Here is a 21,992-nt window from a genome sequence, read left to right as displayed (position 1 = left end):
TGCTATAATATAATCAGAATTCCGAGACCGATCTTAAACTTAATCACTAAATCCATGTCTTTTTTTGGCTCAATTTTTGGCTCTTCCCTAGAGCCCCGCTATAATCATTTTATTAAACGGGATGAAATTCATTCGCTGCTCCCAAACTTACTCAAGGACAAGTATGTTTTTGGCTCTACGATAGCCAAGGCAGTGATTACCAGCCTTGAGCAGAATTCAGACACTGCGGGTTTAGTATACTATGGACATTTTGGAGACAGAATAAGAGAAACAGAGCTGGCCACGGTGGTTAAACGTCTACACCGGGAAGGTTTTTTAAAGTCGCGTTTTAAAACCGAAAACGAGGCAAAAAGAGAGCTGTTAAAACTTGTTAGAGAACAAGACGAACCCAGAGAGTCAACAGAACCAAAAAGGGAAACAAGAGAAACCGGAGGGTCAGTGAGTGAAACAGATACCTTGGTTCCCAGAGAGCTTGACCGGCCGCAAGTTAATAAAAAAGATTGGCGAGTATAATTGCTAACAATATATGCATATGCCTAAAGCGATTAATCCAGCTCAATTGCAAAAAATTCTTTCGCCCTTATCCCGCGGTGGTAAAATTAACGTTGGAGCAGTTAGAAAATTAGCCGGTGGAATTACAAAAATAAAGACGGACAGCAGAGCTGGAAGAGATTTTATTGAGAAAAACTTAAAGCAGAAACTCGGCCCGGAATATAGTAAAATGCGCTATGGTAAAGATAGTTATAAATTAACCAACGCGCAAGCGACCAAAGTTGTTGCAGTAATTCATGAAGCAGCCAAAGAAGAGTCTCGGCCCGGAGGTATGACCGAGGATATGTCATACAGCGCGAAACAGAAACCAGGAGAATTTTTTAGACAGAAAATAAAAGAGATCAAAGAAGCAGAAGCGAAAGAGGTTCAACCGAAAACCAAGGTTGTTAGTAAGACAAAACGAGTGCCAATCTGGCAGAAGATGAAAGAGCAAACTGCAAAATTTACAAAGAGCAAAGACGCATATGGCGGTATTTCCCGGTCAGGATTGTCTAAAAATCAAAAGACGGCAGACAATAAAAACTCAAACTCAAAAAAGATATCAAGCGATACCCACCTGCAAGCTCCACCCACCAAAACCAGTTCAACAGAGAAAGAGAAATGGACCCTAGGATTATCAGGAGTAGGCTCAACCTCCAAGGGCATTGAAACCCCTCCAACCAAAAAAGAAGAGAATAATAATAAATCAAAGCAGGATAAAGAGCCAGGAGACCCGATAGTTATGTGGGGACCACCCGACGAGGACGAAGAATAAGAACTTTACAGATGTTACTTGATATAGTATACTAATGATACAAGAACAGGCTTTTAACAAGTTCATTTTTTATTTTAATTGGATTTTATTTTTACTAATCCCCAGCACTTTTAGTAACCATTAACCAATAACCAAGCTAACCAATAACCCTTTTATGTACATAACCTGGCACGGACAAAATTGTTTTAAACTCCAATTGGGCAAAGATATATTATTAATAGACCCCTTTGATCCAGCAAAAGTTGGTTTGAAATTAAACGCTCCCAAAGCAGATATTGTAGTAGTGACCGACCCGAAAGTCAGTTACAAAGAAATCAAATCTAACAATGAGGAACGGGGTGTTTTTTTGATTTCCTCGCCGGGCGAGTACGAAGTAAGGGGTATTTTTATTTATGCCATCCATATAAAGAATGCGGGCGCCGCCTCTTTTATTTATCACATTGAAAGCGAGCAAGTGGCAATTGGACATTTAGGGAGCATCAATAGGGCGCTTGAGGATGATGAGTTAGAAGCCCTGAACGGAGTTGATGTTTTAATGATTCCCGTTGGTGGCAACGGCGTTCTTGACGCTAAAAAAGCAGCCGAAGTTATCAGCCAAATTGAGCCGCGTGTTGTTATTCCCATGCATTATAAACTTGCTGGGCTAAAAGAAAAACTTGATTCTGTAGATAAGTTTTGTAATGAAATTGGTTCCTGCGAAAAAGAGCAGCTGGTTAAATTAAAACTTTCTAAAAAAGATTTACCAGTCGAGGCAACGCGATACATTGTAATGCAGCCGTAAGAGAAGTCAAAAGTCTAAAGTCTAAAGTCTAAAATTAAGCCCAAAATCCAAAATGACTTTTGACTTTAGATTTTTGACTTTAGACTAATTTCATGCCTTTTGATTCAATCAGGCCCAAAGGCCAAGCGCAAAATAATACCCAAGACCAAGCAAGTACCCCAGAAAGAGAGGCAGGAAGAGAATTCCAAAAGAAAAAATTCCTTTGGATGTTGGTTGCTGGGGTTATTTTAATTATTTTGGTTGTCTGGCTTATTATAGTGAGGTACAATTTTTCGATTATTAGCAGCCAAAAAAAATCCACATCAGATTTTGACAAAACGCGAGAAGATTTTTCAGAAGCATTTGAGCAATTCAATAATGAGCTGGACACAATTAAAGACCAGAAACTATATTCTAATCCACTGTTATCCGAGGGGGAAATTAAAGATCTAGAGGAGAGATTGTTTGAGGAGGCGCACCAGGAAGAGGCAACCTCCAGCCCGGACGGCGAGATGGAAAATAATTAAACTTTATGAAAACCAATAATCAAAAAAAACCTCGTTTTTCTCAAAAACCAAAAAGAAAAGAACGAGAGCAAAAGAACGGGCCGGCAAAGCAGAGTCAAAATGATAATAACCGAGCCAGCAGTGAACACATCCACAATAAACTAACTCCGGTATCTATTGTTGATGAAGTCCAGTCTTCATATCTTGATTATGCCATGAGCGTGATTGTTCAGAGGGCGTTGCCAGACGTTCGTGATGGCTTAAAACCAGTCCATCGGCGGATTTTGTATGCGATGTGGCGTTTGGGCTTAACCCCTAAAGCCAAGTTCCGCAAGTGCGCCACTGTGGTTGGTGAGGTTTTGGGCAAATATCACCCTCATGGCGATATCGCGGTTTATGATTCTTTGGTGCGGATGGCTCAGGATTTTGCCATGCGTTATCCTTTGATTAATGGCCAGGGGAATTTTGGTTCTATGGATGGTGATAGCGCGGCAGCTATGAGATATTGTATTACGGGAGACGCATTGGTTTTAGCAGATAGTGGGATTGTTCCCGTAGGAGAAATTTCAGACAAAGAAGAAGCCGATATAAATCTTAAAGTTCTAAACTATCAAGGCAAATCAATTAAGGCCTCTAAATTTTTTAATTCTGGCAAACATAATATTATTGAGATAACCACTGAACAGGGCTACAAGCTAAAAGGCACTTATAATCATCCCATTTTATGTTTTGTCCTTAATGAATTTGGCTTTCCTGATTTAAAATGGAAATTACTTGAGGAGGTCACTAGAAAAGATTTTATTTTAATAAACAGAAATTTTCCCTGTTTTAGTAAAAACAATCCAGGACTTAAGGAGTATTGGCCAAAAATTACTCCAAGACGAAAAAACATTGGTTTGCCCAGGAAAATGAATAAAGATTTAGCCTTTCTTCTTGGCGCCTTAGTCTCTGAGGGTAGTTTCCATCAAGGTCAAGTATTATTTAACAATCAAGATTTAGACTTTTATAATAAAGTAAAAGCCATAACTATTTTTCAGTTTAAGGGTATTAAATTATATGAGAGAGAGATGGCCGGAGATTGCCATGGGTTAAGTATCTACCCCAAGCAAGCTGTGGAATTTTTGAAAAACATTGGTTTGAATCGAGCTCGATCCAATAGAAAGGAAATTCCTAAAACTGTGTTGCTTTCTAAAAAAGAATCTCTCAAATATTTTTTGATTGGTTTATTTGAGGGAGACGGCTCTGTTATTTATCATCAAGATAAACGTCATGGCGGCGAATCAATTGAGTTAACTTATAATTCCCAAAGTCAAAAACTTATCAGTCAGCTTAAAACAGTGCTCTTAAACTTTGGCATAGTGACAACCTCCCCGCATAAGGACAAAAGAAATGGTTGCTATAAATTGATAATCTCGGGTTGTAAGAATATTGCTTTATTCGCCAAAGAAATAGGATTTTTTTCTCAGAGAAAAAGGGAGACATTGGCGGGTATCAAAAGAATTAGCCAGAGTAGAATGAGTAAGACTGATTACATTCCTTATATAAACACTTATCTCCGGTCTAATTATGGTAGTACTTTTATAAAGAAGAATAATTTTGATAGATATAATAATTTAGAAAAAAATTATTCACAACTGGTAAAGACGTTGAGGCCGCAAGATAAAAGGATGGTTGATTGGTTATTAAAAAATAAATTTTTCTTTAACAAAATAAAAGACGTTGACAAATTAAAAAATAGAGAAAACGTCTATTCTATTCGGGTAGACAGTCCTTGCCATTCATTTATCGCCAATGGTTTTATTAATCATAATACGGAGTCTAAACTCCAAGCTACTGCCGAAGAGCTCCTCAATAACATTGAAAAAAACACAGTTGATTTTCGGCCTAATTATGACGGCTCGCATCAAGAACCAACTGTATTACCAGCCAAGCTGCCCAACCTGTTGCTAAACGGCTCTTTGGGTATTGCCGTTGGCATGGCCACTAATATCCCGCCGCATAATTTAGGGGAAATCATTGATGGAATTTGTTTATTGATTGATAACCCAAAGGCCGAAATCGATGAGTTGATGAAGGCCGTTAAGGGTCCGGATTTTCCCACCGGCGGGATCATTTATAATATTAAGGAAATCAAACAAGCCTACACCACCGGCAAGGGCTCAATTGTGATGCGCGCTAAAACCGAAATTGTTGAAGCTAAGGGGGGCAGTTTTAATATTATTGTGACCGAAGTGCCTTATCAGGTGAATAAAGCAAACGTTTTAGAAAAAATTGCCGGTCTTGTTAAAGACAAAAAAATTGACGGCATTAAAGACCTGCGGGACGAGTCTAACAAAGACGGAGTGCGCGTAGTAATTGAATTAAAAAAAGACACTTATCCGCAAAAGATTCTTAATCGTTTGTTCACTTTAACACAATTGCAAGAGTCTTTTCATGCTAACATGTTGGCTTTGATTGACGGGATTCAGCCGCGAGTATTAACTTTAAAGAATATTCTTGAGGAATATATTAAACATCGCGAGCAAGTGGTTCAGCGCCGAGTTGAGTTTGATTTAGCTCGCGCCCGGGAGCGAGCCCATATTTTGCAGGGATTGAAAAAAGCAATTGATAACATTGATGCAGTAATCAAAATTATTAAAAAATCTCGAGATCGGCAAGTAGCCAAGGTTAATCTAATGAAACGATTTAAGTTTAGCGAGAAACAAACAGACGCGATTTTGGAAATGCGTTTGCACCAATTAGCCAATCTTGAGCGATTAAACATTGAACAAGAATTAAAAGAAAAGCACAAATTAATTAAAGAGCTAGAAGCATTGCTTAAGAGCGCTAAAAGGATTTTAGGTGTTATTAAAAAAGAACTCTTAGAAATTAGAGAAAAATACGCGGACGAGCGTCGCACTAAGATCGTTGCCGGCGCCGTAAATAAGTTTTCCCAAGAAGATTTAATCCCCAATGAGTCAACCATTATTATGATGACCCGCGGTGGTTATATTAAGCGAATGTCTCCGGATATATTTAAAACCCAAGGTCGCGGCGGCAAGGGCGTAGTCGGGTTGACCACCAAAGAAGAAGACACGGTGGAGAGATTTTTTACAACCACCACTCATTCTGACATTCTTTTCTTCACTACTCGGGGTCGAGTTTTCCAGCTTAAAGCTTATGATGTTCCCACAGCCTCACGGACCGCTAAAGGCCAGGCCTTGGTGAATTTTTTACAAATTTCTTCGGAAGAACGGGTTTCAGAAGTTTTGGCTTTGGCTGAACTTGAGGGTTATAAATATCTGCTGATGGTTACTAAAAACGGTGTTATTAAAAAGGTTGATATCAATGCATTTGAAAAAGTTCGTAGCAGTGGTTTGATTGCCATAAAACTTAAAAATGACGACCGTCTGGAATGGGTCAGGGCTTCTCGCGGCGGCGACACTATTGTTTTAGTGAGTGCTCATGGCCAATCAATTCATTTCAAAGAGACCGAGATTCGGGCTATGGGCCGGGGCGCTGCCGGCGTCCGGGGCATTAGGTTAAAACCGGAAGATGATATTATTAGTATGCAGATAGTAGGCAAAGAAGACCTTAAGACAGCTCAAATTTTCGTAATTAGTGAAAAGGGTTTCGGCAAAAAGAGCAAAATAGCCGGCTATAAATTGCAAGGCCGGGGCGGCAGCGGTATTAAAACTGCCAAAATAACCGCCAAGACCGGTAAGTTGGTTAGCGGTTGGATTATTGACGATAAGACGTTAAAGGAAGACGGGTCGCGCGATATGGTTATTATTTCTGACAAAGGCCAAGTGATTCGCTTGCCATTAAAGTCCGTTCCTTCGTTAGGTCGAGCCACTCAAGGAGTCAAGCTGATGCGATTTAAAGAGGCGGGTGATAAAGTGGCGAGCGTGACCGTGGTTTGATATAGATTTTAATTAAAGTATAATAGATGTATGCTTACTCACTATATCAACAATTTAATAGCTCAGGCAAAATATGAGATTTTAAAAGATGATGCCAGTTATTATGGTGAAATTCCTGGGGTTCAAGGGGTTTGGGCTAACGAGAAAACCCTAATAAAATGCCAACAATCCCTGCGTGAAGTTTTAGAAGAATGGCTTTTAATTAAACTCAGACGCAATGAAAAATTGCCGGTTGTTAAAAAGATTGATTTAAATGTTTCTTTTAGCGCTTCAAATAAACACCATGCCTTTGCATGAGCACCTCTATCAATTACAATGAATTTATCAAGAAGATGAGAAAGTTGGGATTTCAAGGGCCCTATTCGGGCGGCAAGCATTTGTTTATGAGAAGAAGAGGAGCGGATTTGCTGGTTCCCGGTCCGCATCATCGTAAAGACATTGGCCCTGATTTGTTATTAAGAATTTTAAAACAAGCCGGAGTTAGTAAAAAAGAATTTGAAAGGGTTTAAGAAAATTTGATAAAGGCCACCCCCCCCTTGGGCGGCTTTTACTTTTTTGTCAATAGTTGCGGGTTTGTTTGTTTTTTGCTATGTTTATAATAAGGAATGAGCCCCGAGTCACTAGGGTGAATAATAAATAATATCAGCCAGAGACTGATGAGCCCCGGGCTCAAATAACAAAAAATGCCTAAACGAACATATCAACCCAAAAAAAGAAAACGCGCTAAAGCTCATGGCTTTCGCAAGCGAATGAAGACTAAACAAGGTCGGAATGTTTTAAAGCGCCGGCGAGCCCGGGGTCGGAAAAAACTAGCCGTGTAGATTAGAGCGCTTTCTTTTTGGAATGCGTTTTTCTGCTTATCCAAGGATGAAGCCAATTGTTATATTGCTAAATTGTTAAATTGTTATGTTATTTATTACCAATTTACAGGGTCAACAATATAACAATACAACAATCTATCAAGCAAACAAAATGTTAGCGAAAAAATATCGTCTGACGCGACAAAACGATTTTGATAAAGTGTTTAAAAATGGCCGTTCTTTTTTTAATAAAGAAGTGGGAGTTAAATATGCAAACAACGATTTAGATTATTCCCGATTTGGATTTGTTGTTTCCAATAAGATATCAAAAAAGGCGACTGAACGGAATAAAATAAAGCGCCGCTTGCGAGAAGTGATTCGTTTGGATTTTCCTAAGATTAAAAAGGGTGTTGACACCGTGGTAGTTGCCCGGACCGGGATTGGGGAGTTAGGGTATAAAGAGATTGAGGAACGGGTGATTACTTGTTTGAAGCGGCTTCGGTTGTTAAATTAGGGTGTTACTTTTTATTTCATTGTCCAATTGTTAAATATTTTTTTAGGCGAATAGTCAATCGAACAATCGAGCAATTGAACAATCGAACGTATGCTCCAAATAATCCTCTCCATCCCCAAACTCACTGCTCTCCATCTCATCCGTTTATATCAAAAGACGGTTTCCTTTGACCATGGTTTAGTTCGCGTATTCCGACCCCACGGACAATGCAAGTTTGTTCCCACCTGTTCTGAATACACGTATCAGGCAATTGAAAAATACGGAGTTGTAAAAGGCGGCTTTAAGGGTCTTAGGCGGATCGTCCGTTGTCACCCGTTTAGCAAGGGTGGTTATGATCCATTAAATTGAAGATAGCTATTAGGGAAAGAAGAGCTTAGAGGATTAAATTGATTCAACTCAAAATATCTCCAATAGACCCCAATAGCTTGAATATTAGGAGACAGGGTTAAAAAAATCAATGAAAGTGAATAATATCAGCCAAAGGCTGACCCCTCCAAAGGCGGGCAGGCACCCTCTGGCTGGAATAATAAATAGTAAATAACAACATGATCCAATTATTCAACACCGTACTTTATCAGCCAATATTTAATCTCTTGGTTTGGCTGTACAATGTTATCCCGGGCCACGACATTGGCATTGCTATTATTTTATTAACAATAGTAATCAAAGCCATTCTTTATCCTTTTTCTTTGCAGTCCATCAAAGCCCAAAAATCCATGAAGGACTTACAGCCCAAAATAGAAGAGCTTAAGAAAAAATTTAAAGGCCAAAAAGATGTATTGGCCCGGGAAATGATGCAGTTGTACAAAAAAGAAAAAATTAATCCCATGTCATCTTGTTTGCCGCTTTTGATTCAATTTCCTTTTTTGATTGCGGTATTCCGAGTTTTTCGTACGGGCCTGGGAGAAGGGAGTTTGGACATGCTTTATTCTTTTGTTCATAATCCTGGCGCTTTAAACCCAATTTCTTTCGGATTTTTAGATTTATCAAAACCCCAAGTCGCTTTAGCAATTTTGGCTGGCGCGGCCCAATATTGGCAGGCTAAAATGATGGTGACAAAACAGCCGCCTAAGCAGGTTGAAAATAAAGAGGGCGCTAAAGATGAGGGCATGGCCGCGGCCATGAATAAGCAGATGCTTTATCTGATGCCTGTTATAACCGTAATTATTGGTCTGACACTGCCAGGGGGACTAGCACTATATTGGCTGGTAACAACCCTGCTTATGGTTGCCCAGCAGAAATATTTTTTCAAGAAGGACGGGGGGAGGGAAGTTGTTCCAGTCCAAGCAAATCAGGAAAACAAGTAGGCGACATTTTTTTGAGTGTACCCACGTCTAAAATTCCTAATTCACCTAATAAAATTCCAAATGCCTAATTCAAAAATACTTTTTGATATTTGATGTTTTGAATTTGATATTTAGGATTAGGAATTTTATTAGAAATTAGGTGAATTAGAAATTAGAAATTTAAAAGATATGCTTATCACAGACAAAAACTTAATCAATCTTCCAGTCTACACTAAATCTGGCAGACACCTGGGCAGGGTGGTTGGTTTTAATATTGACATTGATACTCAAAGCATTGTTAGATATTATGTCAGGAGTGATAACATTATAGAGAACATTATCCATAATAAACAGCTCATTATACATAGAGCCCAGGTTGTTGAGATTACTCAAGAGAAGATGATAGTTGAGGATGGCGTGGAGGGTGAGTCTGTAAAAGTCAAAAAAGAAAAAATCCCAATCCGGGCACGAGAACCAGTGGGGGTGATGGGGAGCGAGAAATAAAGAGAGGAAAAAAGACGGCGGTTCAATCTTGACCCGTTGTTTTTTCTTTTCTTGGTAAAATATGATAGAATGATAATAGAAATAAAGGGAAGTAATTAAGAATGCCCAATAGTCCATCCCTAATTTCTTAATTTCCCTGCCCGCCATTGCCAGTTAACATTGCCCAAAGAAAAAATAATATTAACCCCCCCCTCATGCTTTCTTGTAAAGCATTGGTGGCGATGGCAGGCGGGTCTATTTCTTAGTTTCTTTAATCTTATTTATCAAATTTTTCTTTATTGATATAATATTGAAGGATTTTTAAAGGTAGGAAATTCTGATTTTTATAAAGGGGAAAATTAGAAAGAATATTCTTAATTAATAGATTATATGAGGTTAACAATTAAATTAGTTATCTTATTATCATTATTTATTTCTGGTTTAATTTTACCTCACAAAGCAACCCATGCAGTTATCTGTGAGGAACTGTCTCCTAATATTATAACCAGCAATCTTCCGGATTGTATAAGTATTCCCAAATCAAATTGTGGGGGTATCCCAGAATTCAAAAATACTTGTGAAGAGGATGTGTTTTATACAAATGTAGAGTGCTGGGATGGTGGTCACGTGGGATTTTATGAAAGTGATGGTTTCAAAATTTTGAATGACAAAATCTCAGTTTCAAGGAAATACTATAGCAACTTCACAATTGGTATAGATGAGGATTTAAAAGACTACAAAGGAAAAAGTTATTATGCAAGAATTAACTATGCCGGAGGCGGCTGGCCTCCTTGTAGGTTAAAAGATGAATACATAGACACACAGAATAAAACAGTAACGATAATTTTTGAGAAAGGTAATGAAAAATATGAAGTTGTAGCTGGTATATCTCTACCCGAATATGAAAGCAACGACTTAAGGCATGTTATTTTAATAATAGTCAATGTGATTTTGGGTTTCCTAGGTATTTTATCTGTAGGATTAATTAGTTATGCAGTATTGAGTTATATAATTAAAACCATAAAGAAAGGTATGGTGAATCGTCAAAAGATCAACAGTGAGAATGCGATTACAAATTTTAAAGTTGAGAAAAGATGTCTCACTATTGGAATTTTGTTATTTATTTTTAACTTTATAATTTATGCTGTGGTTTTTTTCAGTTTTTGAAAGAAAGAACCAACCATATATTTAAGGTGTCTCGACTTCTAGGTATTCCTGCCTTCGCTGAGGCTATAGACGGACACAACACCTCTTTAATTCTCCTCTGCCCAGAAGTCAAGACGAAAAATCAAAATTTCTTTTATTTACAGATATTACGCACCTTGAAAAAATAGCGTAAAATAAAGGCAAAGCCTAAAAAACTAAAAACTAGAACAAAAACTATGACTTTGCCTAAAAATGTTATCAATTACCTTAGTGGTTTAATGTGTGTTTTTGAAAATGCTAGTTGTATGTCATTGTCCAAGATTGCCAAGTGTAGTCATGATAGCCTTACAAGGGTTCTCAATGGACAAAATTTTTGCTGGCAAATACTCTTGCAAAACTTCATCCTGAGAACCTTTGGAAAACCGCAAGACGGTTATCTAATGATTGACGACACTATAATCTCCAAACTTTTTGCCAAACGAATTGAAAACTTGGCTTGGAAAAAGGAAGGACTGATCTCCCACTCGATTACATGTCCCAAGACCAACGACGGTTCAGATTTTGACCCGTCGTTTTTTCTTTTTCAGCTAAAATGTGATAGAATTATAATAGAAATAGAGAAACAAGAAATAAAGAAATAAAGGGTTGAGTCGCCAGATTTAAAATATTTTCCCTTATTTCTTATTTCTCTATTTCTTAGTTTCTTTAAACTATGGTTAGAAGCCTCACTGTTGGCACAATTAAATATGTTACTCTAGACATTCTTTTTGATTTGGTTAAATTTCCTGTATGGTGGTACACGGCTGGCGTCCAGCGCGCTGGCAAGTTTTTTATTCGGCAGCTTAAACTGGGTTTGCGGGCCGTTGGGTTAAAAGTTTGGCTGGCTAACTTGTTCAGGCCGATGTTTGGCGATTATTCTTGGGAAGGCCGGCTTATTAGTTTTTTTGTCCGTTTGCTTCAAATAATCGCCAGGACTATTTTGATGATCCTCTGGCTTTGTGTGGTATTAACGTTGTTTCTCTTGTGGCTTGTCTTGCCGCCATTTGTTATTTATATGATTATTAGGCAAATTATATAATCACCAATAGCTAAAAACGAACATCAAAAAATAACTAATAATTAAACCTCAACACTGAGCAAAAATTTTTTACTCAAATTTCGCTATTGCTAATATAGCATTTAACTCGACACATTAATTGTATTGGAAGCCCAACGAACTGATTGTTTAAAACGATGCCGGATTTTTCACATACAGGTACATTAACTACTAAATAAATTCTTTTCGGCCATCGCTATCGCAGAAAGATTATTCAAGCAAATTTTTTAAACTGCAAATACATGAAAAATTTTGAAAAAGGATTTAATTCAGAAAATGAAAACAATCATAAAGAAAGAGAATCTGCTGTTAATAGAATTGTCAATCTTTCGGAAAGCGAAGAAAATAGAATATCAGAAGAGGCAAAAGGGATTTTTCAAAAACAGGAAAAATTGCCTATTGAACATGAAAAAACAGAAAGAGAAATGCAAATTATACAGGACATACTTATTAAACTCCCAGAATTTTTAAGTGAATATGAGATAGAATCTTTAAACTTAACCCCCAACCATATTCATGTTGTAAATGAAGCTTCTTTGTCTGCAGACCAAAAAAAGACACTTGGTATCCCAGAGAAAGCAGGAGGATTTTATATGGAGCCAGAACAGGGAAGTGTTGTGTTTGATAACGATAATGATTTAACGTTTGCAGAAGACGTAGCGCATGAAAGTTTGCACGCTAACAGTTTTATTTCATTTACGGCTAAGGACAATGATCCTACATTAAGGCTTACATTAAGGCGCGTTGGTCTAACGATTTTGGATAAAAACGGCAGGAGATATTTTCACGATCTCAATGAGGCCATAACAGAAGAACTGACCAAGAGATTTGATCGCAAGTATTTTAATAAGATGCCATCCTTGTCTCGTGCGATTAAAAAACGTGAAGAATATATTGCCGCAGTAAAAATAGAAAATCCAGATAATGATACTGAAGAAATCGGATCTGTGAGGACAGTGCAGATATCTAGCGAGGAATGGGAAACAACGATAAAAGAGTATGAGTATCAACCCGAGCGGAAAGAGCTTTCATCCTTGATAAATGCAATATACGAAAAAAATAAAACTCAATTTGCTTCGCCGGAAGATGTATTTCGACTTTTTGTAAAAGCTGCATTTACCGGCAGGATGATAGGTATTGCCCATTTGATTAAAAATACCTTTGGAAAAAATTCATTTAGACAACTTGCTGAAAAAACGGAACATAAGAAAAAAGGGTAAAGACTTATTTCAAATTTTAAATAGACTTCTAGGCAAGATACAAGGATACAAGGATACAAGCTCCAAATTTCAAACCATTTGTAATTTGTATCTTGAAATTTTCTTGGAACTTGCCCGCCCCGAGCCGGGTCGAAGGGCATCTTGCATCTTGGTTATTGCCCGCTTAATTGTTAAAAGTTAATATTAGAGATTTAAAAATTTACAAATGGAACAATCATCCTCAAAACCCACCTTCCTCATTTGTCCGGCCTGCCAAGGCAAGGGCCAGCTTGGTATTGGGCCGTGCCTATCCTGTAATGGTCATGGCGTTTACTCTTGGACCGCTGGCCGCCTTTTGTATTGGGGTAAAAAGATAAATAATCGAGATATTTGGCAGAGACGGATTTCCGACATTATCAATAAGGTTTTTAGCGGAGTTTTGTTGCTCATTGGATTGCTTGGGTTATTTTTCTTGCTTCAATTTTTCCTTAAGGTTAGGGACTATGGGTTTATCTTTGATAGCTTGTTCCACGAAAAACACCCAGAGCTTTTAGTTTTTTGGTTTTCAGCTTGGGTAGATTTGTATATTTATTATCGTTTAGCAGGCAAGAAAGAGCCTGGCAAAAGAAATGTTTTGACAGCACAAATTGCCGAGAAAACAGCGGCCCCCTTGTCTTGGGAGGACGCCAATCAATTCGGCAACAAATTAAAAATTGATATTTCGCATTCTTTTAATGCCGAAGCCCTTAAGGCCATTGAAAAAGCTTGGCAAATGGCAGAGAAACTCAAACATCGAGAGGTTGAACCTTTGCATTTATTGGGTGCCAGTCTTGGTTTTAGTAAAACAGCTTTGATTTTTGGTCGTTTGGGCATTCCTTTGCAATCCTTGAAGGATAGAATTAGCCAGGCCTTTTTAAGTTTTTTTGTTGACAAAGGCGCTTTAATTGAGCCTGAACTTTCCTTGAGGTTTAAGCAAATTTTGCTTCAATCTTACGTGGTTGCTTTAGAAAAGAGACACAGGAAAGTTAACTTATTTGATGTATTAATTAGTTGCGCCTTGTTGGAAACCCCGACTTACGAGGTTCTCTATGATTTAGAGATTAACGAAGATAAGTTGCGTAATGTTGTGGTTTGGATTGAAACCCAAGAGGAATTAGCAAAGAAACGAAAAAGGTTTAGCTTTTTAGCCCAACTTAAACCAAAAGGAGCCATGAATCGAGCAATGACTGCCATTGCCACTCCAATGCTTGATACCCTTGGTCAGGATTTAACCTTATTGGCTCGCAACGGATATTTAGGCGCATGTGTCGCCAGGGACAAGGAGACTGAAGACATTTTTAGTATTTTAGAAACAAAAAATGGGGGGGTGCTTTTAATCGGTAATCCCGGCACAGGACGAACAACTATTATTGAGGGTATTGCTCAAAGGATGGTGACCGAAGAAGTGCCAAAGATTTTAGAAGATAAACGTTTGGTGAGTCTAAGCCTTAGCGCGCTGGTTGCTGGCGCTTCCAAGACCGGTTCAGTAGAGGAGCGGGTAGCCGCAGTTATTAGTGAAGTCAGGCGCTCTGGCAATATTATTCTTTTTATTGGCGATATTCATAATATGATTGGCATCCAGACTACCCAGGGAGAGCTGGATATTTCAGAGATATTAGCGCAAATTTTGAAGTCCCAAGGTGTTATTGTTTTAGCCACCACCACTCCGGCTGATTATCGTCGTTATCTTGAGGGCACAGCCTTGGATGAAGCATTGGAGAAAGTGCAAATTTCTGAGCCCAAAGGTAATCAAGCCATTCAGATATTAGAAGTAAAAAGCGGCTCGATAGAGTATCGCCAGCAAATATTTTTTTCTTATGATTCTATTGCAGAAACCATTAAGTTCGCAGATCGCTACATTCATGATCGCTATTTGCCAGAGAAAGCCATCACGATTCTGGAACAAGCGGCAGTGGCGGTTCGCAAAAATCGGGGTAAAGATGGAATTGTTCAAAAAGAAGACATCGCTAAAATTATTAGTGAGCGGACAAATATTCCGGTTACTAAAATTACAGAAAAGGAATCAGTTAAACTTTTACATTTGGAAGAAAAAATTCATGAGCGAATGGTTGATCAAGAGCCGGCTGTTAAAGCGGCGGCCTCGGCCCTGCGCCGAGCTCGGGCCCAGATTAGGGACATAAAACGTCCTATTGCCAATTTGCTTTTTTTGGGGCCAACTGGTGTGGGTAAAACCCAGCTCTCAAAGATTGTGGCTAGTGTTTATTTTGGCTCGGAGAAAAATATGATTCGCTTAGACATGTCTGAATATCAAGAGCAAACAAGCATTGAGCGTTTAATCGGGGATGTCGGCACCAAAACTCCTGGATTTTTAACCGAAGCGGTGCGGCAAACCCCCTTTTCTTTGTTGCTTTTGGACGAGATAGAAAAAGCTCATCCGGATATTTTGAATGTTTTCTTGCAGGTGATGGATGATGGCCGGCTAACTGATGCTTTTGGCCGGACTATTGATTTTACCAATATCATTTTAATCGCCACTTCCAATGCTGGTTCCCAGTATATCCAAGATCAAATGAGAGCCGGATCTGTCTATGAAACCATTAAACGAGGCCTTTTAGAACAAGAACTAAAAACATATTTTAGGCCAGAATTTTTAAATCGTTTTGATGATATTATTGTTTTTAAACCTTTAAGCCGAACAGAAATAGAACAGATAGCCAGTCTTTTGCTAGCCGAGGTGCAAGTCCAAATGCAAACAAAAGGTATCAGCCTGGAAGTAACTCCAGACGCAGTTAAAGAATTAGCGGAAGCAGGTTTTGATCCCCAATTCGGCGCCCGTCCCTTGCGCCGCGTAATCCAAGAACGGGTATCCAATGCTTTGGCCAAGGTAATCTTGCAAGGCGAAGTTGGCCGCCGGGATGTGGTAATCTTGGGAGCTGGAGATAAGATTGAGATTAAAAAGGCGAAGAGGCTGTAAAATAATAAACCCTGAACCATCTTAGGTTCAGGGTAAATCCGACATTTTCTACCCAAGTAGAAAATTCTTGACATTTTTTTTGACTTTGGTATAATATATAGGAATTAACTTTTCATAAAAGTTCTATGATAAAATTAAGATATCTCCAACCCACCGTAACTTCCGACTTAAAAGCCAAAATGGTTTTTGTTGGCGGTCCAAGACAAGTGGGTAAAACCACTTTAGCAAAGTATATTGGTGAAAACGATTATAAAAAATATACTTATCTTAATTGGGATAATCGTGAGGACCGAAAAGTCATCATAGAGGGTAAATTTAGGGCTGAATCAACCCTGATTATTTTTGACGAAATCCATAAATACAAACAATGGAAAAATTACATCAAGGGCGAGTTTGACAAATACAAAAATAAATTCCATATTCTAGTTACTGGCAGTGCTCGTCTTGATTTATACCGCAAAGGCGGAGATTCTCTCATGGGTCGGTATCACTATTACCGTCTCCACCCCTTTTCTTTAGCTGAAAGCCTGTTAATTAAACCAAGATTGAAAATATTCAAAGAATTATCTTTTCCTGACATTAAGAAAGACACAGCTAAGACTTTTGAGGACTTATTAACCTTTGGCGGTTTTCCAGAACCTTTTATTAAAAAAGATTATAAAACATTACGTCGCTTTCATAACGAACGTGTAGATAGATTAGTTAAAGAAGATATTCGAGATATTGAATCAGTACGTGATTTATCAGCTCTCCAAGTATTAGTAGAAATTTTACCTGACAAAGTCGGCGCTCTCTTATCATTAAACGCTTTGCGAGAAGATTTGGAAGTAACCCATAAAACCATTGCCCTTTGGGTGGATATTTTAGAAAAATTTTATTATCATTTTAGAATTTATCCCTTCTCTGCCAAACTCATCAAATCATTGCGCAAAGAACCAAAAATGTATTTATGGGATTGGTCTCAAGTAAAAGATGAAGGAGCCAGACTGGAGAACATGATTGCTTCCCATCTTTTAAAATTATCTCATTTCCTCTATGATTCCCAGGGGTATAAAGTTGAATTATTTTTCCTGCGCGATATTGAAGCCCGAGAAGTGGATTTTTTAGTCGCTGTTAACAAAAAACCCTGGTTTGCCGTAGAAGTAAAATTATCAGACCAAAAGCCCTCAAAACATCTAAAATATTTCATGGAAAAACTCAACATTCCTTTTACGTATCAATTAGTTAAAAATCCTGACATCGATTTTTGGCAAGACAAGGTTCGTATAATCAGCGCTGACAAATTTTTAACTGGATTAGTTTGAGCTGTTGGAAAAAGTTATTATAATAAAACCCGCTTTGGAAGCGAGTTTTTTGATTGATTTTTTGGTCGGGAAATGATAAAGTAAAATAAGAAAATAATTTTTATTTATTGATATTATTATGTTGAAAGAAACATTAACACCACAAATTGAAGGTGATCATGAATTATCCGATAAAAGGACACTTCAAGAAGATACCGAAATTAACGTAAATGAAAATCAAGAAATGAGCGACAAAGAACTGCTTGCAAAAATGCAAGAGCATTATGATAAATTAGAAAAGTTGCGGTTGGAATTGAATCAAAGAAAAGGCAACGGCGCTGGAGTATTGGAAAAGAAAATGCAATCAGGCGCTAATTTAAAAGATCTTAACAGACAATGCGAACAGATGGCAGATCTCCGAGAAGCTAAAGAATTGGCATATAAAAAGCTTGAGGATCTGGGGGTTATTAGCTATACGGCTGATGGGAAAACGGTAGTTGACTTAGATTTTTTAAAGCAAAATACTGACACCGAACTTTTATCAGAGTTTGGCACTATTTTTATTGCTAAATATCTTGGAGACAGTTCTATATCTAAGACCTTGCGCTTACTTTTTAAAGATGTAAAAGCAATATCGAAAGAAGATTATGAAGCCGGAGAAGAAAACGAAAAAAAGTTATTTTATTTCCCAGACAGCAAAGAGCAAGCGCTTGATATGGAATCCATAAAAGGCAGTCAATTCCACTTATCGTTATTTGACGTATATAGAGCGATACAAAACTATAGCAGTGTCAGATATGGGGATATTGAAGATTTAGATTACCGAGAAGTGTTATTGCCTTTACTTATTTATCATCCTACATACATGGACGGCTACCGAGATGAAGCTGGAAAGTTAATGATTAGGGGTGAGGATGGAGAATATAAAAAATTAGCGTCTAATGATATTTATAAAAGGTATGGCGCGTTTGGTAATTCTCGCATTCCAGGAGAGTCAATGAATACTCCGCGCGCTTATGTTAGGAATGAATTACCAAATTTGATTGAAACCGGCTTATTAAAACCCGAGGATTTTGAGATAATGTCAACAAGCTCAACAGCTGAGGCAGAAAGAGTGGACAAAAAAATAAATACCAGAGGGACGGTAATGTTTGACTCGGTTCGGTACATATTAGGCAGTGAATATGATCCCAAAAATGGAAATTTCAAGGCGTTTGAAATTGCTAATGATTTAGGCGGAATTGTGGAAGTAGATAAAGAAGGCGCAAGGAAGCTCGTGGCGACCTTTGGTCTAATTAGCAGGGAAACAGCCAGAAAATCGTCCAAGGGCTATGCTATGGTTGGAAAAAACGAAGCCAATATTAAAAAATATGAAAAAGAAGAAATTTACAATAAAAGGGCTGATGAATCAAATGAGGAATTTAAACAAAGAGTAGGAGAATACGAATCATTCGAAAATATAATCAACGTATCAAAGCATATATCAGATAAGACTGGAATAAATTTAGCAGACTTTAGTTTCAAAGAACAGCAGTTAATTGCCACCGCCGCAAGTAAAATGAATTTCAGGGAAGATGATAGATTTATTAAATTTATTAATACTTTTGGAGAGTATGGACTAAAATCTTTTATCGCCATGGAATACGGCGATGGTAATGCTAAAAAAATAATTGAGATTGGTGATAATCTGCCACCGATTGAAGCTAATAAGTTTTTTGATATTTATGGGCGGATATATGACCGAACTGCTAACCTCGCGAGTGAAATAAAAAATTCTAAATACATCAAAGAAAGTGGGTTAGATGAAGAAACTAAACAGAAGTTGTATGATAATTTTCCAGAAGCGCTATTAAGGCGGGCTACCGACATGTTACACACCGCTCATCTAATCGCAACCAATAAACAGGCCAAGGCAGAATTTTATGGCGGGAAGCAATTAGAAGTTAAAGATATCAAAGAGGTGTATGAAGCTTTTGATACTTATAAAGAATTTTTAGATAAATTAGAGAGTTTATTTACTGACAGCGGAGATTATAAATATGAGTTTAATAATAACGAGGAACTGCCCAATTATTCTGTTTACAATTTTGAAGTTATTCGCCAAAAAGATAAAGCCAGAAGTTATTTTGCTCTGCATTTGCGTGATATAGGCACAAATAAGCATTACACGGATATTGAATTTGACGGAGAAGCGCGTATTAATTTCCTTTTTAGCAATGAGCCAATTCCTAAAGAGCTAAGTAGCCAGGCAAGAAAAGAGGCCATCACCTTTAGAATTGATCGTGAAGGTTTAGAATTCGATAAAACTGGAGACAATGTAATAAGTAAAGACAATACTAAACCAGATGGTAAATTATCTATAGATTTTGGCAGTGTTTTTGAAGACAGTGGGCGCGCCAACCAAATTCTTGGTCGGGTTGTATCGATTGGTAATTATTGCGCCAATCAGGAACAGCGAAAATGCCCAGAATTTTATCACAACAAGGAATCATTTTATAAGGAATTGGGCCAGGCTGATGTTTTTAAGGAGATAGTAAATACATTAAAAAAATATATTAAAGAAAAATATGTGCGGTAAAATGCCGCTAAAAAAGCGGCTTAATCATGTTATTGCCGCTTTTTTGATCCTATTCGGACTTCCGGAGTTTAATTATTTTTCATATTTTCCTTAGACGCCTCATAAAATTCTTTAGCCCCTCTTCTCGCCATAACAAAAACTTTGCGCATTGCTTCGGCAATGTTTTTGTTTTCTACAATAACGCCAGTCAAATCTTTCCCAAAAGACAAAAAAGCGATTTTGTCGCCGTAAATATTTATTTCCACCGGCGCGTCATAATATTCTTTTGGCACCCATTGCCGAAAATGGTTCATTGCCCTGTCTTTTTCCGCGTCATGTAAAGCTTTTGGCTGGTCAGTAGTAATAGAATAGGCCTTAATTCCCTTGGCCACCCGTTTTTTTACAAAGGGCCGGGTTACTTTTGGCTCAAGTTCCTTAGTATAAATTGGATCATATACTGAACGGACAAACTGAAAATCCTTGCCTTCCGCTAAAATATCATCATATATTTTTTTTAATCCTCCAACCCCCTCATAAAATCTAACCTGCGGTTTTTCCGTACCCAAAACATACATAGATTTTAAATTTGGCAAAATATTCGCCAAATTTTTTTGTCCTGCAAAAACCCCTCTTCTTTACGAACCAACAAATCCATCAATTTATCCGGTGTTTCTGCCTGAAATATGGTCTTCTTTTTATGCTTCAGCTCAACAACCAGCCCCTTATTTCGCAAAGAGTAAAAAGTATTATAAATATTACCTCGGCTAAGATCGGTTTTTTTACCTTTCAGGACTTGAAGGGTAGAGGGGCCTAATTCCAAGAGTATTTCGTATATTTCAGCTTCATTTTGGTTTAAACCTAGGTTTTTTAAAGTTGTTTCATACATATAACCTCCTAAATGGCAAAGCCGAGCTTAGCTCTGCTAATATTAGCTAAAGGTATTAAATTTGTTTAGAATCAACAAAAATATATTCGCAATTTGTAGATTCGCATCCATTCGCCTGCCTCGCCTTGCAAGTCAAGGCGGGCAGATTTGCATTATATTTATATTATACACCCAAACAAAAATAGTGTCAAATATATTTTGACGAAAAATAGCTATTTTTTATAACTTTTAAACTATTTTATTTAAGCCAACCTTAGCCAAAAGTAGTATAAATCATAGAAAAGTATGTCAAAACACCCTTGACAAAATTATTAAGGTATGCTATACTGGAGTATCAAGATAAAAAAAAGAAAAAGCACTTTGACAAATAAATAATCAACAATATAGAAGAGAGAGCTATATGACATTTATTACACAAAGCCCTCTTCTCATAAATAGGGCTTTTATTAAATACCAGAAGAATAATGGAGAGAGAGTTATCTATACTACATGGATAAGAAGATAATAGCCGTTTAATCTCTCTAAATCCCTTCACAGGATTAGAAGGGTAAGCGAAAAAATATCGTTTAAGCTGTAAAATATTTAAAAAAACATTTTACAGAGCTGGCTGATAGCTGTTCTCCTCCATTATTTTTCTGGGGTTTGCCCGGAAAAAGCTCATTAAATTTAGTTCATTAGGAGAGAGTAAAAGAGATTATCTATTAGATGCGTGGTCTTCATTCTCTATAAAGGAGAGAGGGGGCTGGAAAATAGGCATCTAATAAATACTCTAGTTCGTTATCTGGTCAAGTGGCTGGATAAGGATAGGATTTAAGTCAGGCATTGCTTTCTAGGAGAGAGTTGCCTGACAGGCACGAAAGATCAATCGCCACGAACCGATTATCTTTTACGCATTGCCCAGTAGGTAGTGATGATATCGATTCCCATGCTTGTTGAATCGAAGCAATCCGCCAAAAAGCAATCCTATCACCCGACTCATTTTATTAAGGAGATCGGCTGAAAGCGAGGACCTAAACCCGTCTCGCTTTCAGAAATTTCTTTAATAACAAAAAAACGTTCCTTGACAAAACGCTAATTTAGAAAACAGATTATTTAAATTTTTCTTTAGGAATTTTAGATTGCTTGATAATAGTCAGTAATGTTCCAATATAAATTGGTTTGTTCCGGCCATGCAAAGGTACTGGAACGATAATGCCAAAAACTTTATGGCGATAAATTTGATGACTGCCTTTTTGCCGAACTAATTTATAACCGTTGGCCAAAAGTATTGCAATTAATCTTTTAGCCGTTATGG

The 21,992-nt window shown here is 37.6% G+C and carries 22 protein-coding genes and 1 pseudogene; 20 read left to right on the top strand and 3 right to left on the bottom strand.

The genetic code is table 11. The features are described 5' to 3' along the window. The first annotated feature begins 54 nt into the window (after window positions 1–54). The 20 genes and pseudogenes from KKD20_02210 (at window position 55) to KKD20_02115 (ending at window position 19,833) form a co-directional block, all read left to right on the top strand. Window positions 55–513 carry a hypothetical protein gene (locus tag KKD20_02210; protein MBU4331916.1) on the top strand — a complete coding sequence of 153 codons (459 nt, stop codon included), beginning with the start codon at window positions 55–57 and terminating at the stop codon, window positions 511–513. A 19-nt stretch (window positions 514–532) separates the two neighbouring features. Beyond that, window positions 533–1,306 carry a hypothetical protein gene (locus KKD20_02205; protein MBU4331915.1) on the top strand — a complete coding sequence of 258 codons (774 nt, stop codon included), beginning with the start codon at window positions 533–535 and terminating at the stop codon, window positions 1,304–1,306. A gap of 154 nt (window positions 1,307–1,460) precedes the next feature. Further along, window positions 1,461–2,087 carry an MBL fold metallo-hydrolase gene (locus KKD20_02200; GenBank protein MBU4331914.1) on the top strand — a complete coding sequence of 209 codons (627 nt, stop codon included), beginning with the start codon at window positions 1,461–1,463 and terminating at the stop codon, window positions 2,085–2,087. Window positions 2,088–2,179: 92 nt separating this feature from the next. Next, window positions 2,180–2,593, top strand: a complete 414-nt coding sequence (locus KKD20_02195; protein MBU4331913.1) for a hypothetical protein — start codon at window positions 2,180–2,182, stop codon at window positions 2,591–2,593. Window positions 2,594–2,598: 5 nt separating this feature from the next. Continuing rightward, window positions 2,599–3,078, top strand: a pseudogene (locus tag KKD20_02190) (hypothetical protein). Between the two features lie 1,203 nt (window positions 3,079–4,281). Further along, window positions 4,282–6,474, top strand: coding sequence for a DNA gyrase subunit A (locus KKD20_02185; protein ID MBU4331912.1), 2,193 nt, complete (start codon window positions 4,282–4,284; stop codon window positions 6,472–6,474). Window positions 6,475–6,504: 30 nt separating this feature from the next. Then, window positions 6,505–6,771: a type II toxin-antitoxin system HicB family antitoxin gene (locus KKD20_02180; protein MBU4331911.1), complete on the top strand. Its 267-nt coding sequence runs from the start codon at window positions 6,505–6,507 to the stop codon at window positions 6,769–6,771. Continuing rightward, complete coding sequence (locus tag KKD20_02175; protein ID MBU4331910.1) at window positions 6,768–6,983, top strand: type II toxin-antitoxin system HicA family toxin; 216 nt, start codon at window positions 6,768–6,770, stop codon at window positions 6,981–6,983. The genes KKD20_02180 and KKD20_02175 overlap by 4 nt, the downstream gene beginning before the upstream one ends. Before the next feature lie 174 nt (window positions 6,984–7,157). After that, a complete protein-coding gene (rpmH, locus tag KKD20_02170; protein ID MBU4331909.1) occupies window positions 7,158–7,295 on the top strand; it encodes a 50S ribosomal protein L34 in 138 nt (45 codons plus the stop codon). A gap of 151 nt (window positions 7,296–7,446) precedes the next feature. Then, window positions 7,447–7,788 (top strand): ribonuclease P protein component, encoded by a 342-nt coding sequence (gene rnpA, locus KKD20_02165; GenBank protein MBU4331908.1) that lies wholly within the window; start codon window positions 7,447–7,449, stop codon window positions 7,786–7,788. Window positions 7,789–7,878: 90 nt separating this feature from the next. Continuing rightward, on the top strand, window positions 7,879–8,136 hold the full coding sequence (gene yidD / locus KKD20_02160) for a membrane protein insertion efficiency factor YidD (protein ID MBU4331907.1): 258 nt from the start codon (window positions 7,879–7,881) through the stop codon (window positions 8,134–8,136). A 197-nt stretch (window positions 8,137–8,333) separates the two neighbouring features. Further along, entirely contained in the window at window positions 8,334–9,095 is a 762-nt protein-coding gene (locus tag KKD20_02155; GenBank protein ID MBU4331906.1) for a YidC/Oxa1 family membrane protein insertase, read from the top strand. A gap of 168 nt (window positions 9,096–9,263) precedes the next feature. After that, window positions 9,264–9,578 (top strand): PRC-barrel domain-containing protein, encoded by a 315-nt coding sequence (locus tag KKD20_02150; GenBank protein MBU4331905.1) that lies wholly within the window; start codon window positions 9,264–9,266, stop codon window positions 9,576–9,578. Window positions 9,579–9,947: 369 nt separating this feature from the next. Continuing rightward, window positions 9,948–10,724 (top strand): hypothetical protein, encoded by a 777-nt coding sequence (locus KKD20_02145; GenBank protein ID MBU4331904.1) that lies wholly within the window; start codon window positions 9,948–9,950, stop codon window positions 10,722–10,724. 215 nt (window positions 10,725–10,939) lie between these two features. Then, a complete protein-coding gene (locus KKD20_02140) occupies window positions 10,940–11,344 on the top strand; it encodes a hypothetical protein (protein ID MBU4331903.1) in 405 nt (134 codons plus the stop codon). Window positions 11,345–11,415: 71 nt separating this feature from the next. Then, window positions 11,416–11,781 (top strand): hypothetical protein, encoded by a 366-nt coding sequence (locus KKD20_02135; protein ID MBU4331902.1) that lies wholly within the window; start codon window positions 11,416–11,418, stop codon window positions 11,779–11,781. Window positions 11,782–12,041: 260 nt separating this feature from the next. Further along, window positions 12,042–13,019, top strand: a complete 978-nt coding sequence (locus tag KKD20_02130) for a hypothetical protein (GenBank protein MBU4331901.1) — start codon at window positions 12,042–12,044, stop codon at window positions 13,017–13,019. Window positions 13,020–13,224: 205 nt separating this feature from the next. Continuing rightward, on the top strand, window positions 13,225–15,972 hold the full coding sequence (locus KKD20_02125; GenBank protein MBU4331900.1) for an AAA family ATPase: 2,748 nt from the start codon (window positions 13,225–13,227) through the stop codon (window positions 15,970–15,972). A gap of 125 nt (window positions 15,973–16,097) precedes the next feature. Further along, window positions 16,098–17,276, top strand: coding sequence for an ATP-binding protein (locus tag KKD20_02120; GenBank protein ID MBU4331899.1), 1,179 nt, complete (start codon window positions 16,098–16,100; stop codon window positions 17,274–17,276). A gap of 118 nt (window positions 17,277–17,394) precedes the next feature. Then, window positions 17,395–19,833 (top strand): hypothetical protein, encoded by a 2,439-nt coding sequence (locus KKD20_02115; GenBank protein ID MBU4331898.1) that lies wholly within the window; start codon window positions 17,395–17,397, stop codon window positions 19,831–19,833. A gap of 68 nt (window positions 19,834–19,901) precedes the next feature. Here KKD20_02115 and KKD20_02110 read toward each other — a convergent pair whose 3' ends face one another. The 3 genes from KKD20_02110 to KKD20_02100 form a co-directional block, all read right to left on the bottom strand. Further along, window positions 19,902–20,405: a hypothetical protein gene (locus KKD20_02110; protein ID MBU4331897.1), complete on the bottom strand. Its 504-nt coding sequence runs from the start codon at window positions 20,403–20,405 to the stop codon at window positions 19,902–19,904. Beyond that, window positions 20,393–20,698: a helix-turn-helix domain-containing protein gene (locus KKD20_02105; protein MBU4331896.1), complete on the bottom strand. Its 306-nt coding sequence runs from the start codon at window positions 20,696–20,698 to the stop codon at window positions 20,393–20,395. Before KKD20_02105 ends, KKD20_02110 begins: the two co-directional genes overlap by 13 nt. A gap of 1,088 nt (window positions 20,699–21,786) precedes the next feature. Then, window positions 21,787–21,990, bottom strand: coding sequence for a type II toxin-antitoxin system HicA family toxin (locus KKD20_02100; protein ID MBU4331895.1), 204 nt, complete (start codon window positions 21,988–21,990; stop codon window positions 21,787–21,789). Window positions 21,991–21,992: the final 2 nt, after the last annotated feature.

This window comes from Patescibacteria group bacterium (assembly GCA_018896645.1).
Lineage (GTDB): Bacteria > Patescibacteriota > Patescibacteriia > UBA2591 > JABMQE01 > JAHIMF01.
Note: the sequence above shows the minus strand (reverse complement) of the source record. Positions and strands in the feature narration are given on the sequence as shown.

Excerpts from the sequence above, each read along its gene's own strand:
- KKD20_02210 (MBU4331916.1), top strand. The coding sequence starts at position 55 with ATGTCTTTTTTTGGCTCAATTTTTGGCTCTTCCCTAGAGCCCCGCTAT.
- KKD20_02205 (MBU4331915.1), top strand. The coding sequence starts at position 533 with ATGCCTAAAGCGATTAATCCAGCTCAATTGCAAAAAATTCTTTCGCCC.
- KKD20_02200 (MBU4331914.1), top strand. The coding sequence starts at position 1,461 with ATGTACATAACCTGGCACGGACAAAATTGTTTTAAACTCCAATTGGGC.
- KKD20_02195 (MBU4331913.1), top strand. The coding sequence starts at position 2,180 with ATGCCTTTTGATTCAATCAGGCCCAAAGGCCAAGCGCAAAATAATACC.
- KKD20_02180 (MBU4331911.1), top strand. The coding sequence starts at position 6,505 with ATGCTTACTCACTATATCAACAATTTAATAGCTCAGGCAAAATATGAG.
- KKD20_02175 (MBU4331910.1), top strand. The coding sequence starts at position 6,768 with ATGAGCACCTCTATCAATTACAATGAATTTATCAAGAAGATGAGAAAG.
- rpmH (MBU4331909.1), top strand. The coding sequence starts at position 7,158 with ATGCCTAAACGAACATATCAACCCAAAAAAAGAAAACGCGCTAAAGCT.
- rnpA (MBU4331908.1), top strand. The coding sequence starts at position 7,447 with ATGTTAGCGAAAAAATATCGTCTGACGCGACAAAACGATTTTGATAAA.
- yidD (MBU4331907.1), top strand. The coding sequence starts at position 7,879 with ATGCTCCAAATAATCCTCTCCATCCCCAAACTCACTGCTCTCCATCTC.
- KKD20_02155 (MBU4331906.1), top strand. The coding sequence starts at position 8,334 with ATGATCCAATTATTCAACACCGTACTTTATCAGCCAATATTTAATCTC.
- KKD20_02150 (MBU4331905.1), top strand. The coding sequence starts at position 9,264 with ATGCTTATCACAGACAAAAACTTAATCAATCTTCCAGTCTACACTAAA.
- KKD20_02145 (MBU4331904.1), top strand. The coding sequence starts at position 9,948 with ATGAGGTTAACAATTAAATTAGTTATCTTATTATCATTATTTATTTCT.
- KKD20_02140 (MBU4331903.1), top strand. The coding sequence starts at position 10,940 with ATGACTTTGCCTAAAAATGTTATCAATTACCTTAGTGGTTTAATGTGT.
- KKD20_02135 (MBU4331902.1), top strand. The coding sequence starts at position 11,416 with ATGGTTAGAAGCCTCACTGTTGGCACAATTAAATATGTTACTCTAGAC.
- KKD20_02130 (MBU4331901.1), top strand. The coding sequence starts at position 12,042 with ATGAAAAATTTTGAAAAAGGATTTAATTCAGAAAATGAAAACAATCAT.
- KKD20_02125 (MBU4331900.1), top strand. The coding sequence starts at position 13,225 with ATGGAACAATCATCCTCAAAACCCACCTTCCTCATTTGTCCGGCCTGC.
- KKD20_02120 (MBU4331899.1), top strand. The coding sequence starts at position 16,098 with ATGATAAAATTAAGATATCTCCAACCCACCGTAACTTCCGACTTAAAA.
- KKD20_02115 (MBU4331898.1), top strand. The coding sequence starts at position 17,395 with ATGTTGAAAGAAACATTAACACCACAAATTGAAGGTGATCATGAATTA.
- KKD20_02105 (MBU4331896.1), bottom strand. The coding sequence starts at position 20,698 with ATGTATGAAACAACTTTAAAAAACCTAGGTTTAAACCAAAATGAAGCT.